The sequence below is a fragment of the Peribacillus sp. R9-11 genome, assembly GCF_031345095.1.
Taxonomy (GTDB): domain Bacteria; phylum Bacillota; class Bacilli; order Bacillales; family DSM-1321; genus Peribacillus; species Peribacillus butanolivorans.
On the sequence record NZ_CP133763.1, the window covers coordinates 70,857 to 87,777 of the forward strand.

General features: G+C 39.8%; 16 protein-coding genes and 2 tRNA genes. 16 read left to right on the top strand and 2 right to left on the bottom strand.

Going from position 1 to position 16,921, the window contains the following annotated elements; genetic code table 11:
• The first annotated feature begins 4 nt into the window (after positions 1-4).
• The 6 genes from mazG (at position 5) to RE409_RS00380 (ending at position 3,712) form a co-directional block, all read left to right on the top strand.
• On the top strand, positions 5-1,477 hold the full coding sequence (gene mazG / locus RE409_RS00355; protein WP_201222465.1) for a bifunctional methyltransferase/pyrophosphohydrolase YabN: 1,473 nt from the start codon (positions 5-7) through the stop codon (positions 1,475-1,477).
• Positions 1,478-1,500: 23 nt separating this feature from the next.
• Positions 1,501-1,764 (top strand): RNA-binding S4 domain-containing protein, encoded by a 264-nt coding sequence (locus RE409_RS00360; RefSeq protein ID WP_034316386.1) that lies wholly within the window; start codon positions 1,501-1,503, stop codon positions 1,762-1,764.
• A 75-nt stretch (positions 1,765-1,839) separates the two neighbouring features.
• A complete protein-coding gene (gene yabP, locus RE409_RS00365; protein ID WP_053348985.1) occupies positions 1,840-2,148 on the top strand; it encodes a sporulation protein YabP in 309 nt (102 codons plus the stop codon).
• Positions 2,145-2,777 carry a spore cortex biosynthesis protein YabQ gene (gene yabQ, locus RE409_RS00370; RefSeq protein WP_053348984.1) on the top strand — a complete coding sequence of 211 codons (633 nt, stop codon included), beginning with the start codon at positions 2,145-2,147 and terminating at the stop codon, positions 2,775-2,777. The genes yabP and yabQ overlap by 4 nt, the downstream gene beginning before the upstream one ends.
• A gap of 37 nt (positions 2,778-2,814) precedes the next feature.
• A complete protein-coding gene (locus RE409_RS00375; protein ID WP_309446321.1) occupies positions 2,815-3,177 on the top strand; it encodes an FtsB family cell division protein in 363 nt (120 codons plus the stop codon).
• Positions 3,178-3,256: 79 nt separating this feature from the next.
• The gene (locus RE409_RS00380) at positions 3,257-3,712 is read left to right on the top strand and encodes a S1 domain-containing RNA-binding protein (protein ID WP_201222463.1); all 456 of its coding nucleotides are present in this window, start codon (positions 3,257-3,259) and stop codon (positions 3,710-3,712) included.
• Between the two features lie 200 nt (positions 3,713-3,912).
• Here RE409_RS00380 and RE409_RS00385 read toward each other — a convergent pair.
• Positions 3,913-3,984, bottom strand: a tRNA-Glu gene (locus RE409_RS00385).
• Positions 3,985-4,002: 18 nt separating this feature from the next.
• Positions 4,003-4,076, bottom strand: a tRNA-Met gene (locus RE409_RS00390).
• 327 nt (positions 4,077-4,403) lie between these two features.
• Between RE409_RS00390 and spoIIE the strand changes: the two genes are divergently transcribed.
• The 10 genes from spoIIE (at position 4,404) to cysK (ending at position 16,876) form a co-directional block, all read left to right on the top strand.
• Positions 4,404-6,878, top strand: a complete 2,475-nt coding sequence (spoIIE, locus tag RE409_RS00395) for a stage II sporulation protein E (RefSeq protein ID WP_201187816.1) — start codon at positions 4,404-4,406, stop codon at positions 6,876-6,878.
• A 208-nt stretch (positions 6,879-7,086) separates the two neighbouring features.
• A complete protein-coding gene (locus RE409_RS00400) occupies positions 7,087-7,824 on the top strand; it encodes a VWA domain-containing protein (protein ID WP_053348980.1) in 738 nt (245 codons plus the stop codon).
• Positions 7,790-8,788 carry a protein kinase domain-containing protein gene (locus RE409_RS00405; RefSeq protein WP_397444148.1) on the top strand — a complete coding sequence of 333 codons (999 nt, stop codon included), beginning with the start codon at positions 7,790-7,792 and terminating at the stop codon, positions 8,786-8,788. Before RE409_RS00400 ends, RE409_RS00405 begins: the two co-directional genes overlap by 35 nt.
• A 94-nt stretch (positions 8,789-8,882) precedes the next feature.
• Positions 8,883-10,277: a tRNA lysidine(34) synthetase TilS gene (gene tilS / locus RE409_RS00410; protein ID WP_201187818.1), complete on the top strand. Its 1,395-nt coding sequence runs from the start codon at positions 8,883-8,885 to the stop codon at positions 10,275-10,277.
• Between the two features lie 32 nt (positions 10,278-10,309).
• Positions 10,310-10,849, top strand: a complete 540-nt coding sequence (hpt, locus tag RE409_RS00415; protein ID WP_053349019.1) for a hypoxanthine phosphoribosyltransferase — start codon at positions 10,310-10,312, stop codon at positions 10,847-10,849.
• Positions 10,850-10,966: 117 nt separating this feature from the next.
• The gene (ftsH, locus tag RE409_RS00420; protein WP_082612830.1) at positions 10,967-13,027 is read left to right on the top strand and encodes an ATP-dependent zinc metalloprotease FtsH; all 2,061 of its coding nucleotides are present in this window, start codon (positions 10,967-10,969) and stop codon (positions 13,025-13,027) included.
• Between the two features lie 182 nt (positions 13,028-13,209).
• Complete coding sequence (locus RE409_RS00425; protein ID WP_309558363.1) at positions 13,210-13,989, top strand: type III pantothenate kinase; 780 nt, start codon at positions 13,210-13,212, stop codon at positions 13,987-13,989.
• Between the two features lie 33 nt (positions 13,990-14,022).
• Positions 14,023-14,904, top strand: coding sequence for an Hsp33 family molecular chaperone HslO (gene hslO, locus RE409_RS00430; protein WP_057217165.1), 882 nt, complete (start codon positions 14,023-14,025; stop codon positions 14,902-14,904).
• A gap of 19 nt (positions 14,905-14,923) precedes the next feature.
• Positions 14,924-15,820, top strand: coding sequence for a peptidyl-prolyl cis-trans isomerase (locus RE409_RS00435; protein ID WP_053348977.1), 897 nt, complete (start codon positions 14,924-14,926; stop codon positions 15,818-15,820).
• A gap of 129 nt (positions 15,821-15,949) precedes the next feature.
• Positions 15,950-16,876, top strand: coding sequence for a cysteine synthase A (cysK, locus tag RE409_RS00440; RefSeq protein ID WP_053348976.1), 927 nt, complete (start codon positions 15,950-15,952; stop codon positions 16,874-16,876).
• Positions 16,877-16,921: the final 45 nt, after the last annotated feature.

Sequence of the window (16,921 nt, forward strand, 5' to 3'; positions counted from 1 at the left end):
AATCATGAATGAGATTACTATAATAGGACTCGGGGCAGGCGATTTAGACCAGCTTCCATTTGGGATTTATAAAAAATTAACAAAGACAAAAGAATGCTTCGTCCGGACGATAGATCATCCGGTGATCAGAGATTTAACAATTGAAGGAATTAAGTTCACTGCTTTTGACAAGGTATATGAAAAACACGATCAATTTGAAGAGGTATACGAAGAAATTTCAGAAGCATTATTACAAGAAGCTGTAAATAGTTCTGTTCTGTACGCGGTTCCAGGGCATCCAATGGTTGCAGAAAAAACAGTCCAACTCTTGCTAGAGAAAGGTCCAGCTAGAGGCATTGCTATTAAGCTTGAGGGAGGACAAAGTTTTCTTGACCCGTTATTTCAGGCCGTTCAAATTGACCCAATTGAAGGATTTCAGCTTCTAGATGGAACTGCTCTTTCACCAGATGACCTGCATATTAGACAGCATATGATAATCGGGCAGGTGTATGACGCGTTCAGTGCTTCCAATGTGAAGTTGACTTTGATGGAAAAGCTTCCAGATGACTACGAGGTATATATCGTTACAGCGGCAGGCAGTAGCCAGGAAAAAGTAACAAAATGTGCACTTTATGAACTGGACCGCCAAATGGAGTTAAGTAACTTAACGAGTGTCTATGTGCCACCCGTTAAAGAAGATGCATTACAGTATCGTGAATTTTCTAAGTTGCGACAGATCATCGCGGAACTGAGGGGACCTGACGGATGTCCTTGGGATAAGAAACAAACTCATCAAAGCTTGAAGAAATATCTAATAGAAGAGGCATACGAACTTATTGATTCCATTGATGCCGAGGACGATGAGGGCATGATTGGTGAACTAGGGGACGTACTCCTTCAAGTGATGCTTCATGCGCAAATCGGAGAGGATGAGGGCATGTTCACAATAGATGATGTGATCGAAGGAATTACAGCAAAAATGGTTCGACGCCACCCTCATGTGTTTGGAGATATAGAAGTGACCGGTGAAGAAGATGTTTTAGTGAACTGGCAGAAAATCAAGGAAGAAGAAAAAGGAAGCGAGAAAAATGTTCCACAATCCATTCTAGATGGTATAGAAAAATCGCTGCCAAACTTACTTCGTGCTGAGGAGTATCAAAAAAGGGCTGCGAAGGTCGGATTTGACTGGGATGAGGTTTCCGAAGCGTGGAAAAAGGTTAAAGAAGAAGTGCAGGAACTTGAAGATGAGATACTGAACCCGAATCCGGATATCGACCGGATCAAATCCGAATTGGGAGACCTCTTTTTTGCGATTGTCAACATTTCGCGCTATTATGACATACAAGCAGAAGAAGCTGTCTATAAAGCAAACCAGAAGTTTCACCAGCGTTTTACATATATCGAAGAGCGTATTCAAAGGGAAGACAAGAAGTTTGCTGATTATACATTAGAAGAACTGGATTCATATTGGGATGAGGCAAAAGCTAAAGGACTTTAATTAAAGGAGAGAATTGAATGTCGATGAGATTAGATAAATTCTTAAAAGTATCAAGGTTGATTAAGCGCCGCACTCTTGCTAAAGAAGTAGCGGATAAAGGGAGAATTACAATTAACGGCCAACAGGCTAAAGCAAGCTCGAATGTAAAAGATGGTGATGAATTAACCGTACGTTTTGGTCAAAAGCTAGTCACGGTACGCGTTGACAAAATTCAAGAAACGACGAAAAAAGAAGCTGCTGCCGATATGTATACAATCGTAAAAGAAGAAAAGCTAGCAGAGGAGTAAGGACAGGCTTTGTTCTAATTTCCCTCTTACGGACATACACTTGTACAAAATCAGTGGTACTGTGAGGGATGAAAAATGAGCCAATATATTGATCCGAATGCTGGTTACACAAAGGGAACAATCCAAGAGCATGATGTAACGATGAAAGGCCGCCGTTTATTGGATATTACCGGAGTAAAACAAGTGGAAAGCTTTGATAATGAAGAATTTTTGCTTGAAACGTCAATGGGCTTCTTATCTATACGTGGTCAGAACTTGCAAATGAAGAATTTAGACGTAGATAAAGGGATTGTTTCAATCAAGGGGAAGATTTTTGACCTTGTATATTTAGATGAGCAATCCGGGGAGAAAGCTAAAGGCTTCTTTGGCAAGCTGTTCAAATGACCTTAACGATCCAATTTTATACGTTGCTTGCGATGATAGGCATGGGCAGTTGTTTTGGAGCTGCCCTCGATACGTATAACCGGTTCCTGAAGCGTTCAGTAAGGAAGAGGTGGATTGTCTTCCTCCATGATTTTCTTTTCTGGATTATTCAGGGTCTCCTTATTTTTTATGTTTTGTTTTTAGTGAATGAAGGAGAGTTTCGCCTATATTTATTTTTGGCCTTATTATGCGGTTTTTCAGCATATCAAGCACTTTTTAAAGGAGTCTATCAACGCTTTTTAGAGTTTTTGATTTTACTGGTAATAAAGGTGGTCAGATTTTTAACTAAATCGGTTCAAATGCTGATATTTCTTCCGATAAAATGGGTAATAGTTACTGCAATTTCCATCATCATAGGTATGGGCAGATTTGTTTTAGTCCTTTTAAAATGGATAGGGAAAATAATTCTCTTTATTTTAAATGTTTTCTGGAAACCTTTAAAATGGATACTAACAAGGATATGGAATTTATTGCCGGTTTTTGTTACAAAAAACGTCGGGAAGTTTTATAATAAAGGAAAAGGGATTTTATTGAAAATAAAGAATTCTATAGTTAGCATGGTAATTAGATGGAGAACTAAAAAGAAATGAGGAGTGATAAAACATGAGTAGCCTTCGGAAGAGGAAAGTGGCAAAAATAGAAAATCCCTACGTCGCTCTACAAGAGAAAAAAGTACAAACTGTTGAAAAAAAGAAGCGTGGTCTTATGCGTAGATTAACACTGTATTCAGTTTTCGCCGCTATCTTTTTGATTTTGGCTGTTTCCACCCTCATTACGCAAAATGTTGCACTAGATGAAAAAGTACAGCAGAAAGAAAAATTAGAAGTAAAGTTAGCTAAATTGGAAAAAGGTGAAACCCTTCTTAAAGAAGAAATTGTAAAACTCAATGATGATGACTATATTGCTAAAATAGCAAGACGAGATTATTTCTTATCGGACAATGGTGAAATCATTTTTAATCTTCCAAAAGCAAAGGAAGATAGTGACTAATATTGACACTGTTTTTTTACTTTCGTTATAATATAGTGTGAAGAGATTTTTAACATTTCTAAGGAGGAACATTTTTTTTATGTCAATCGAAGTAGGCAGCAAGTTACAAGGTAAAGTAACAGGCATAACTAATTTTGGTGCATTTGTAGAGCTCCCTCAAGGTTCAACAGGTCTTGTCCATATCAGTGAAGTAGCAGATAACTATGTCAAAGATATTAACGATCACTTAAAAGTGGGCGATACAGTTGAAGTGAAAGTCATCAATGTGAAAGATGGCAAAATTGGCTTGTCCATTAAAAAAGCAATAGACCGTCCTGAAGGCGAGCAAAAACCTGCATACACACCACGTCCGCGCCAAGGAAGAGGGAACGACAGCCGTTCCAAAGACTTCCGCTCAAAAGGTAGTAGTTTCCAACCCAAGGAAAACTTTGAGCAAAAAATGGCTAAATTCTTAAAAGATAGCGAAGACCGCCTAACAACCCTTAAACGTAGCACCGAAACAAAACGGGGAGGTCGAGGAGGAAGACGCGGATAAAACTGCTGCTGAAAATAATAGATTAGCAACTTTTCCTGTGAAATTATTCATAGTGTAGATAAAGGCAAGCTTGCTGGCTTGTCTTCTTTTATATATATAAAGGTGTTTCTCTTATTAGATTCGCCATCAATACCAATAAAAAAAGCACCTCATGTACACTTTCTCGATTGAGTGTGCTGAGGCGCTTTTTTTATATGTGATGACCCGTACGGGATTCGAACCCGTGTTACCGCCGTGAAAGGGCGGTGTCTTAACCGCTTGACCAACGGGCCAAAATTAATATTAAAAGATAGCGGCAGAGGGGATCGAACCCCCGACCTCACGGGTATGAACCGTACGCTCTAGCCAGCTGAGCTACGCCGCCATAATGGTAAGTGCTACTGAAGCACAAGTTATATCTTACATTCGTGAGGAAAGATTGTCAACAAAAAAAAGAAAGATTGTCGGTTTCCATTTTTTAAAGATATATTCGTGTTATTTTCCACAAAAATAACCTAAAAACTTTGCTTTTCCTTTTAAAAAAAAGAACGCCTGTTTCTGTATTTTAAAAAAAGGTATAAAAACCTGTATACAAATGATTGTTCAAGGAGAATTTCGTCGAACGTTTTTCATTTGCGCTTTTAAAATTCTGACAAAAAAATGGTTAAGCCCTCTATATAATAAAAATCACTAATATGAATGGGGTGTTGAAATGGAAAAAGTAGAAAGACCTATGATGGAACCTCTTGGGGATGTTCAGTTAAAAGAAGCAAAGGAGGGAGCCATCAATTGGATCCAACAGCTGCAAACGAAAACAGATGATATCTTTATAAAGAAAGGTATCTCTTTAGCCATTATCGGTTTTTTATTAGGACGAGCATTAATTCTTTCGCAGTTAGCACCATTTGGGCTTCCGTTTTTCGCAGCCGTTTTTCTCATGAGACGTGACCGAGCTCCACTCGCACTGTTTGGCTTAATCGCTGGGGGGCTCACCGTTCACTATTCTAATAGTTTAGTCATCTTTACATCGGCGTTCCTGCTTCTCTTATTTCATAAAATCAAGAAGCCGGCCGTAGAAGGGCAATTTAAGACGATGTCGATGTACGTCTTTGCTTCACTCTTCCTGGTAAACCTGGCCGAGCAATATCTTGTGTTTCGAACGATTCAGCTGTACGACCTGATGATGATAGGAGTAGAGGCGGGGCTCGCCATGATTTTAACTTTAATTTTCATACAGTCCATCCCGCTGCTATCAATACGGACAAAGTCACAATCTTTAAAGACAGAAGAGATCGTCAGCATTATCATTCTACTCGCGTCGGTGATGACCGGAACAATTGGGTGGATGATATATGACTTGTCACTCGATCATATATTTTCACGGTACCTTGTCCTCCTATTCGGGCTGGCGGGAGGGGCCGCCATAGGCTCCACTGTAGGTGTCGTTACCGGATTAATATTCAGCTTAGCGAGTATAGCCAGCCTTTATCAAATGAGCCTCCTCGCTTTTTCAGGCCTGCTCGGTGGTTTGTTGAAGGAGGGTAGGAAGATAGGGGTTGCGGCAGGCCTGTTAATTGCTACGTTACTAATTGGTCTATACGGAGAGGGAACTAATAATATTATGGTTACCCTCTATGAATCACTTATAGCTGTGGTGTTATTTATTTTAACACCATCTTCCATAATCAATAAAATAGCAAAGCATATACCCGGGACCGTAGAGAACTCGGATGAACAGCAACAGTATGCCCGGAAAGTGAGGGACGTTACCGCCCAAAGAGTGGAACAATTCTCTCATGTATTTGAGGCGCTCTCAAATAGCTTTTCCCAAATAGATGAACGAGGAAGATTGGAGGAAGATGAGAAAGAGTTCGATTATTTTTTAAGTAATGTAACTGAAAAAACGTGCCAAATCTGCTTTAAAAAGGAACAATGCTGGGCTAAAAACTTTAATACAACCTATGACGGTATGCAGGAAATTATGCTTCAATTAAGTGAAAATAATGGACAGCTCCCCCAAAAAACTTCAAAAGAATGGGGGAAATACTGTAGTCGTGGGCCGCAGGTCATTGGGGCAATTTCTCAGGAACTTACTTACTTTGAAGCAAACCAAAAATTAAAAAGGCAGGTGAAAGAAAGCAGGAAGCTAGTGGCGGACCAACTACGTGGAGTTTCTGCAGTGATGGATGATTTCGCGAAAGAAATTCAAAGGGAAAGGAAGAATCATCATTTACACGAGGAATCCATTATGGAGGCCATTCAGGATTTTGGCCTGCATATCGGTTATGTGGAAATATACAGCCTTGAACAGGGAGGTGTTGATATAGAGATGAGTGTCCCATACTGCCAAGGCAGAGGGGAATGTGAGAAGTTGATTGCACCTATGCTTTCAGACATTTTAGGAGAAACGATTGTTGTACATTCCGAAGAGTGTGCAACTTATCCAAACGGGCAATGTGAGGTGATATTTAGGTCAGCAAAAAAATTCACGGTCGAAACGGGTGTGGCTCATGCTGCCAAGGGGGGAGGGCTTGTTTCAGGAGATAGTTATACGACCATGGAAATTGGTTGCGGCAAATTTGCAATAGCCATTAGTGATGGGATGGGTAATGGGGAAAGGGCCCATTTTGAAAGCACCGAGACTTTGAAGCTGCTACAAAAATTTTTACAATCGGGAATAGAAGAAAAAATAGCCATTAAATCCGTAAACTCCGTATTATCCCTTCGCACGACCGATGAAATATTTTCAACTCTTGATCTGGCAATGATTGACCTTCAGGATGCAAAGGCTAAGTTTTTAAAAATATGTTCGATACCAAGTTTCATTAAAAGGGGGGATAAAATCATTAAAATTGAATCAAGTAACCTGCCGATGGGTATCATCCAGGATTTCGATGTTGATGTCGTATCCGAGGAGCTAAAGGCAGGGGATATTTTAATAATGATGAGTGATGGGGTATTCGATGGTCCCTCTCATGTGGAAAATATCGAGTTCTGGCTTAAACGAAAAATCAAGGAAATGGAGACAGATGACCCACAGGAAATATCTGATTTAATATTAGAAGAGGTCATTCGAACAAAAGGGATCATAGATGATGATATGACAGTGGTAACCTCAAAAATTAAACATAATACACCGAAATGGGCATCCATCCCCGTTTCACCAAAACGGAAAAAGGCTCAGTAACGAGAAATCTTTCCATAAATTAAGATAAGGAGGTCGTCTACAAACGAGGTGTTATGTTGGCAGCTATGTAAAGAAATAGTTGGTTAACTCCATGGATCCCCTGCCAAAGTGTATAAGAAATGTGACTTGGTAGTGTGTGTTTTTGGTGTATAAATTATCCCCTTTTAGTCAATTATGGTAATAGATTGAATGGAAGGGAGAGCCAAACATGAAAGCAGGAACATTAAGACAGGTTTTGCTTATTACCGACGGCTGTTCAAATCATGGTGAGGAGCCGGCTGCTATGGCTGCTTTAGCACGGGAGCAAGGCATAACCATCAATGTCATAGGTGTCATGGAAAATGATGTGATAGATGAAAAGGGACTTAAAGAAATTGAGAAGATTGCTGGTTCCGGGGGTGGTGTAAGCCAAATTGTCTATGCACAGCAGTTGTCACAAACCGTCCAAATGGTTACCCAAAAGGCAATGACTCAAACCATACAGGGAGTTATTAATCGTGAACTTCAACAAATATTAGGTGATTCAAGAACAATGGAAGATCTCCCTCCGGATAAACGAGGAGAAGTGATGGAGGTGGTTGATGAGCTTGGGGAAACTAGCAAGCTTGAAGTGCTAATTCTTGTCGATACAAGTGCGAGTATGAAACATAAGCTGCCAACTGTAAAAGAATCCTTATTAGATCTTTCCCTAAGTATGAATGCAAGAATGGGTGACAGCCGATTTTCCGTATTCGTATTTCCTGGGAAAAGAAATGATGTGGAAAAGTTGCTTGATTGGACCCCGAACCTTGAAGCTTTGACGGCAACTTTCCCTAAGCTTAGTACAGGTGGGCTCACTCCAACAGGGCCAGCAATTCGTGAAGCTTTATCTTATTTTAATAAAAAACGTTCATTGAGGGGATTGTTATCACATGATGATGAACAATACTTTGAGGAATCAATGTAAACTCCTTCCTGGCAGCTTAATCACTGGAAAGTGGAATAAAAACCGGTACAAAATTATCAAGGAATTGGGGTGTGGCGCTAACGGGATTGTCTATTTGGTGGAAAGTGAAAATCGTCATTATGCGCTTAAGCTCAGTGATAATGGGACGTCTATTATTTCAGAGATGAATATCCTAAAATCCTTTTCCAAGGTCCAGGGGTCTACCCTTGGACCTTCCTTTTTGGAAGCGGACGACTTTATGGAAACAGGAAAGCAGCTACCTTTTTATGTTATGGAATATATCCATGGGCACGATTTTTTGCGTTTTATTGAAAAAAAAGGATCATCGTGGATTGGTGTCTTAATGCTTCAGTTATTAACTAGTTTGTCAGCTTTGCATACAAATGGCTGGGTATTCGGTGATTTAAAACCTGAGAATTTAATAGTGACCTCTCCAGCCTACAAAGTCCGATGTGTAGATGTTGGTGGGACAACCTTGATTGGTAGATCTGTTAAAGAGTTCACCGAGTTCTTCGACAGAGGTTATTGGGGACTTGGGTCAAGAAAGGCTGATCCACAATATGATTTGTTCGCGGTAGCGATGATAATCATCAATTCTGCCTATCCTGCACGTTTTCACAAGAAAGGGGAGGGGTATCGGCAGCTTATCGACTTGATTAAGCAGAAAAAGGAATTACACCCATATAGAAAGATGCTAGATAAAGCACTACTCGGGAAGTATGATTCAGCATTACAAATGCGGGAGGACCTAGTTACTATGCTAAGTAATCAAAATCATTTAAAGAAAAAGCCCTCGAGTCAAGCTGCGACAAGGCAAGCTACAACGAGACAAGCTACAACGAGACAAGCAAGAAGGTCTCAGAGTCATTCTAAAAAAATGAAGGGAGGTTTTTTTGAAACCTTTTTGCTGGTTGCCATAATATCGATACTCTATGTTCTTTACATATATGAACAGTTGTTATGATATAGTTAAATACGTTACCAACATGGAATATTTGAAACCATTTCATGTTTGAATCGTATAAAATAATACCTGTCCATAAAAGAAGGAAGATTGTATGTTAAAGGAAAAAGTTCTTAAGACCATTTATAGAAACGAATTAATTCAGGAAAAGTCGAAGTTGCTTGTAGGTGTTTCTGGGGGTCCTGACTCATTGGTTCTTCTCCATTTTCTAAAGCAAGTTCAACCTCTTTTTCATTACGAGTTAACTGTAGCGAGTGTTGACCATATGTTCCGTGGCGAGGAATCCTACGAAGATTATAAGTATGTCGAACAAATATGTGAACAGTGGGGCATCGTTTTTGAAGGTAGAAGGATCGACGTACCAGCCTATATAGAACAGACAGGAGAAAGCTCCCAATTAACTTCAAGAAAGTTACGTTTTGCTTTCTATGAAGAAATGATGGCTAAACACCAAACCTCCACTCTTGTTTTAGGGCATCATGGAGATGATCAAATTGAAACGGTGCTCATGCGTTTAACAAGAGGGGCGACAGGTAAGGCCAGAGCGGGTATTCCTCTAAAGAGACCTTTTCATACCGGTTATCTAATAAGGCCCTTTCTTGAACTTACCAAAGACGAAATAATTGAATATGCGGGTATTCATAAACTTGAGCCAAGGTATGACCCGAGCAACGAAAAAGATGACTATGTAAGAAACCGTTTTAGGCATGAAGTTCTTCCATTTTTAAAGAAAGAAAATAGAAAGGTTCACGATCATTTTCAACGCTTTAGTGAAGAACTTTATGAAGATGAAGAGTTTTTTCTAAACCTTGTCTCAAGCAAAATGCCTGAGGTTTGGGCTCAACAGGAAAAAGATTATGCAGTAATTCAGATTGATAGGGTTCTGGCGATGCCTAAACCTTTACAAAGAAGAGCGATTCAACTAATATTAAACTATCTTTATTTGGAGAGACCTTCATCGCTTTCAGCATTACATATTGACCAACTTTTAGCTTTGTTTTTAAATCCTCAACCATCTGCAGAATTGCATCTTCCGGAGGGCCTTATTGCGGAAAAATCATATAAAACTTGTACCTTTAGATTTTTTCGGCAAGAAAGCCAAAAATATTCCCTTAAATTACAAATTCCCGGTGAGACTATTCTTCCGAATGGATATAAGATTAAAGCGCACTATATAAAAGAAGAAATTCCCGTTCTTAGAGGAAACTATTCTTTTATTCTTCCCGAATCCGCGGTTCAGTTTCCGCTTACAGTCCGAACTAGGAATGAAGGCGAACGGATGGCAGTTAAGGGATTGGGTGGAAGTAAAAAGTTGAAGGAGATTTTTATTAATGAAAAAATCCCGTTGCTAGAAAGAAATGTATGGCCGGTTATCGTCGATCAGGCAGGAACGGTTATTTGGCTTCCTGGCTTGAAAAAATCGAATGTTGAACCGGATATAATTTCTGATGAAACATCTTTAATCTACTTAGAATATAAAAAAGCTTAATTCTTCATGGGGGGCAATTAATTACAATGACCATGCAAAATGACATTGAAAAAGTTTTAATAACTGAGGAAGAACTTCAAAAAAAAATCAGGGAACTTGGAGCACAGCTTGAAGCTGATTACCAAGGTAAGTTTCCGTTGGCTATCGGTGTGCTAAAAGGCGCCATGCCATTTATGTCAGATTTACTAAAACGTGTGGATACACACCTTGAAATGGACTTCATGGATGTTTCAAGCTACGGCAACTCCACTGTATCTTCTGGTGAAGTGAAAATCATTAAAGATCTTGATACATCAGTAGAAGGCCGTGATATTTTAATTATTGAAGACATTATCGACAGCGGTTTGACCCTGAGCTACCTTGCTGAACTTTTCCGTTATAGAAAAGCAAAATCAATTAAAATCGTTACCTTATTAGATAAACCAACAGGCAGGAAAGCAGATATTACTCCGGACTATTTTGGATTTATCGTACCAGACGCATTTGTTGTCGGATACGGTCTTGATTTTGCAGAAAAATATCGTAATCTCCCGTATATTGGCATATTAAAGCCTGAAATTTACTCGAATTAATAGTACCTGTTTGAAAGAGAAGACCAGATAAAAACAGCGGTGTTAAATTATTGTAATTCATTAATTTTATATGATAGTATTTACTATAGTTTGTTTACCCGTGGGAGGAGGTAAGGGATGAATCGGATCTTCCGTAATACCATATTTTATTTACTGATCTTTTTGGTCATCATTGGGATTGTAAGCATCTTTAATAATAACAATGAACCAACACAGAAAATGACCCAAGATGAATTCTATAAGCATTTGGAGAGTGGGGACGTTACATCACTAACGATGCAGCCCGAAAGCAGTGTGTTTGAAATCACAGGGAAGCTCAAAGGTTATGAGGAAAACAAATACTTTGTGACGTACGTGCCTTTCAGTGAATATTCGCAGAGTCGAATTAATGATGCCGTAACTAAGTTAGGTAAAGACATCATCACTGTTGAACCTCCAGAAAAGACAAGTGGCTGGGTGACATTTTTCACTTCCATTATTCCATTTGTAATCATTTTTATCCTCTTCTTCTTTTTACTTAACCAAGCTCAAGGTGGCGGCGGTGGTCGCGTCATGAACTTCGGGAAAAGTAAGGCGAAATTGTATAATGATGATAAGAAAAAAGTACGCTTCAATGATGTTGCTGGAGCGGACGAAGAAAAGCAGGAACTTGTAGAGGTCGTTGAATTTTTAAAAGATCCTCGCAAATATGCCGAGCTCGGTGCCCGTATTCCAAAAGGAGTACTTTTAGTGGGACCTCCTGGTACAGGTAAAACTTTACTTGCCCGGGCAGTAGCTGGTGAAGCCGGTACTCCTTTCTTCTCAATCAGTGGTTCTGATTTTGTTGAAATGTTTGTAGGGGTCGGTGCATCACGTGTTCGTGATTTGTTTGAAAATGCTAAGAAAAATGCACCATGTATCATCTTTATTGATGAAATTGATGCAGTAGGACGTCAACGTGGCGCTGGTCTTGGTGGCGGACACGATGAACGTGAACAAACGCTAAACCAATTACTTGTAGAAATGGACGGTTTCGGTGGAAATGAAGGTATCATTATTATCGCCGCGACAAACCGAGCTGATGTATTAGATCCGGCACTATTGCGCCCTGGACGTTTTGACCGTCAAATTACGGTTGGCCGCCCGGATGTTAAAGGCCGTGAAGAAGTACTGAAGGTCCATGCACGTAACAAGCCTTTAGCGGAGACTGTTGATTTAAAAGCAATAGCTCAGCGTACACCTGGATTTTCTGGTGCCGATCTTGAAAACTTACTAAATGAAGCAGCTCTTGTAGCAGCACGTCAAGATAAGAAGAAGATCGACATGTCCGATTTGGATGAAGCCTCGGATCGCGTTATTGCCGGACCTGCTAAGAAAAACCGTGTTATTTCTAAAAAAGAACGGAATATTGTAGCATGGCATGAAGCAGGCCATACTATTATCGGATTGGTTCTTGATGATGCCGAAGTGGTTCATAAAGTTACGATTGTCCCTCGTGGTCAAGCTGGTGGATATGCAGTAATGCTTCCGAAAGAAGATCGTTTCTTCATGACGGAGCCTGAACTAAAAGATAAGATTGTTGGCCTTTTAGGTGGCCGGGTTTCCGAAGAAGTTACATTCGGTGAAGTGAGTACCGGAGCTCATAATGACTTCCAACGTGCAACAGGCATAGCCCGTAGCATGGTTATGGAATATGGTATGAGTAAGCTTGGACCTCTTCAATTCGGTAATTCACAAGGTCAGGTCTTCTTAGGCCGCGATTTCAATAATGATCAAAATTATTCAGATGCAATAGCATATGAAATTGATCTTGAAATTCAACGTATCATTAGAGAAGCATACGAAAGATGTAAGAAAATTCTTACTGAAAATCGTGAAAAACTTGATTTGGTTGCCAAAACCTTGCTTGAAGTAGAAACACTTGATGCTGAACAAATCAAAGGTTTATTCCATAACGGTAAATTGCCAGAACGGGATTATACCGCTCTAAATGGGAATTTAACTACTGATGAGAATGTCAAGGTAAACATCAATACGAAGAAGGAAGAAAAAGAAGCTCTTTTAGATCCATTGGATAAGAGAGGACCTGAGGACCTTGAAGTAACGGAGGAAGGATTGAATACTCCTCCAATCAAAGAAGGAACACCTCAAGATCAGCCGCTTTCCTTCCCGAACGAAGATGACAATAAAAAGTCTTAAGTTGACTAATTCAAAAGGGTATTTCCGCCTCGGAAATACCCTTTTCTTAACCCTTAAATAAATATGTGGGGCTAAGAAAAATCTGATTGGATTTTTTTACCTCTCGAAAAGTTTGACTAATAGCGTGGGAAATAACAGTGTGGTATGATGTGGGAGAATAATTTACCGGAGTGATGATTACGATGATTTTTGTATTGGATGTTGGGAATACGAATACTGTATTGGGCGTATACGATGAAGATATTTTAAAATATCATTGGCGAATTGAGACGAGCCGTAATAAGACAGAAGATGAGTATGGAATGGTCATAAAGTCTTTGCTACAACATGAAGGTCTTTCGTTTGATCAATTCGATGGCATCATCATTTCTTCAGTTGTACCGCCAATTATGTTTGCACTTGAACGCATGTGTAAAAAATACTTTGGTATAAAACCGCTTATAGTGGGACCTGGAATAAAAACTGGATTGAATATTAAATACGAAAATCCCCGTGAGGTGGGAGCAGACCGAATTGTTAATGCTGTTGCAGGCATTCAGGAATATGGAAGCCCTCTCATTATCGTGGATTTTGGCACGGCAACGACATATTGCTATATAAATGAGGATAAACAATACATGGGTGGAGCCATTGCCCCGGGTATTAACATTTCTACAGAAGCACTTTATTCAAAAGCAGCCAAGCTTCCAAGAATAGAAATTAATCGTCCTGATGGGGTTATTGGGAAAAATACAGTATCCGCTATGCAGGCAGGCATTTTGTATGGGTATGTCGGGCAGGTAGAAGGAATCGTAAATCGAATTAAAGCACAAAGTAATCTAGAGCCAATGGTAATAGCTACTGGCGGACTAGCGACCTTAATTGCTAATGAGTCTACTGTGATTGACGTTGTTGAACCATTTTTGACCTTAAAAGGATTGCAGCTGATTTATAAACGTAATCGTGAGCAAGTGAAGAAATAAAGAAGGAATCACAGCATGGAAGGAGCACAACAAATGAAGGATTATCTAATAAAGGCGTTAGGCTATGAAGGACAGGTTCGGGCATATGCTGTTTCAACAACGGATACCGTAGGAGAAGCTCAGCGACGCCATTATACATGGCCTACTGCTTCCGCAGCCCTTGGGCGTGCAATGACGGCAGGCGTGATGATGGGCGGCATGTTAAAAGGTGAAGAAAAGCTGACGATTAAAATCGAAGGCGGAGGTCCAATTGGATCAATTCTTGTCGACAGTAACGCTAAGGGCGAAGTGCGGGGATATGTGACAAATCCTCAAACCCACTTTGACCTGAATAAACAAGGAAAGTTAGATGTCAGTAGAGCGGTTGGTACTGATGGATTGTTGACAGTTGTGAAAGATATTGGTCTGCGTGATCACTTTTCAGGACAAGTACCGCTTGTATCGGGAGAATTAGGAGAAGATTTCACTTATTATTTTGTAACTTCCGAACAGGTGCCTTCTTCAGTGGGGGTTGGGGTTCTGGTGAATCCGGATAATTCGATACTTGCAGCAGGTGGATTTATCATTCAACTAATGCCTGGTACATCCGATGACACGATTTCTAAAATCGAGAGTCGACTAAGCACGATAACTCCTGTCTCTAAAATGATTCAAAATGGCCTGACTCCAGAGGAAATCCTAACGGAGATTTTAGGTGAGGGTAATGTGAAAATCTTAGAAAAAATGGATGTCGAGTTCTCCTGTCAATGTTCAAGGGAGAGAATTGCCAATGCATTGATTAGTCTTGGACAAAATGAGATTCGGGATATTATTGAGACAGAGGGACATGCAGAGGCACAATGCCATTTTTGTAATGAGACCTACCAGTTCTCGAAAGAAGACCTTGAGGAATTAGAAGCAGAAACCAAAAAATAATTGACGGGGGAAAAGGGTTTTGCCTAAACAAAAGCTTCGGGCAATTATTGCCGGCCTTGCCTTGTTGAACCTATTGACTATCGTTATCTTTGTTATAAAACCATTAATCATCTCAAAATCCGTTATTGGGGAAGAAACGGTTGCAAAGATTGGATCTACAGATATTTCCCGGGAAGCATGGATTAATGAACTCGAAAAGAGATACGGGGAAGATGTTCTTGAGGAAATGGTCGATAAAGAGGTAGTGAAACAAGCTGCAGAAAAATACAAAGTGAAAACTTCGGATGAAGAGGTTGATCGGGAACTTAAAATGATGAAAACGATGTATGGAACCGCCGGTCAGACTCTTAATAAAAGTACAGATCAATTGAGGCAGGAAATTCAATCGAGTCTCCTGCTTGAGAAATTGCTTACCAAGGACGTTTCGGTTTCCGAAACGGCGATGCAGAAATATTATGATAACAATAAGGATATATACCGAATCCCTACTACGTATCATATTTCTCATATTACCTCGTCTACAAAAAAGCAAGCAGATCAAATCATTAATGAGTTGGAGAAAGGCGTTTCGTTTGCTGTTTTAGCAATGGAAAAGTCCCTTGATGAATTTACTGCCAATCAAGGGGGCGACTTGGGATATATATCGCAAGATAACGAGCAAGTTTCTAAGGAATACATTACAGCTGCAGAGAAATTAAAGGTAAATAAGTGGAGTGGTCCTGTAGAAACAGATGAAGGGTGGGCTGTTCTCTATTTGCATGAAAAAATAGAGGGCAATCAATATACGTATGATGAAGTTAAAGACCAAATTCACCGCCAAATAGCTCTTGAACAGATTCAGTCACCGGTTTCCGGAAAGATTTTTTGGGACGAATTAGATGTAGAATGGTTTTATGGATTGAAAGAACAGAAATAGGTCAATAGTTGTGAAAGAAAATTTAGAATATAGTAGATAATCATTGACAATGAACTATTAAAACTGGTAACTTTAAATTAATAAAACCAATAAACATACTCGGTATTGGGATGATAAGGAGTGGAGAACATGGCACGTATAGCTAATTCTGTAATAGATTTGATTGGACAAACACCTATTGTAAAATTAAACAAGCTTCAAAATGAAAACAGTGCAGATATTTATTTGAAACTTGAGTATTTTAACCCGGGCAGTAGTGTAAAAGACCGAATCGCTCTTGCGATGATTGAAGCGGCAGAAAAAAGCGGAGACCTTAAACAAGGTGATACGATCATTGAACCTACAAGCGGAAACACTGGAATAGGGCTTGCAATGGTAGCTGCAGCAAAAGGATATAAATCTATCCTTGTTATGCCAGAAACAATGAGCTTGGAACGTCGTAACTTGCTTCGTGCTTATGGAGCAGAGTTAGTTCTTACACCTGGACCAGAAGGAATGAAAGGCGCAATTGCTAAGGCAACGGAGCTATCTAAAGAAAAAGGATACTTTATTCCACAGCAATTCGAAAACAAAGCAAATCCTGAAGTGCACCGTAACACTACTGGTCCTGAAATTGTAGAAGCTTTTGGTGACGATGGTCTGGATGCATTTATTGCAGGAATCGGTACTGGCGGAACAATTACAGGTGCGGGAGAAGTGCTGCGTGAAAAATACCCTGACATTAAAATCTACGCTGTTGAGCCTGCAGATTCTCCTGTATTATCTGGCGGGAAACCAGGGCCACATAAAATTCAAGGAATCGGCGCAGGCTTCATCCCAAGTATTTTAAATACTGATCTTTACGATGAAATCATACAAGTTGATACAGAGGAATCGTTTGATTACGCACGTCGTGCAGCCAAAGAAGAAGGGATCCTTGGTGGAATTTCTTCTGGTGGTGCCATCGCTGCGGCTATTAAAGTAGCTGATAAACTTGGAAAAGGCAAAAAGGTACTTGCTATCATACCAAGTAATGGTGAACGTTACTTAAGTACACCGTTATATAACTTTGAGTAAGATTAACCATTAAACGAGAAGCAAAGTTCCTATAGGGGCTTTGCT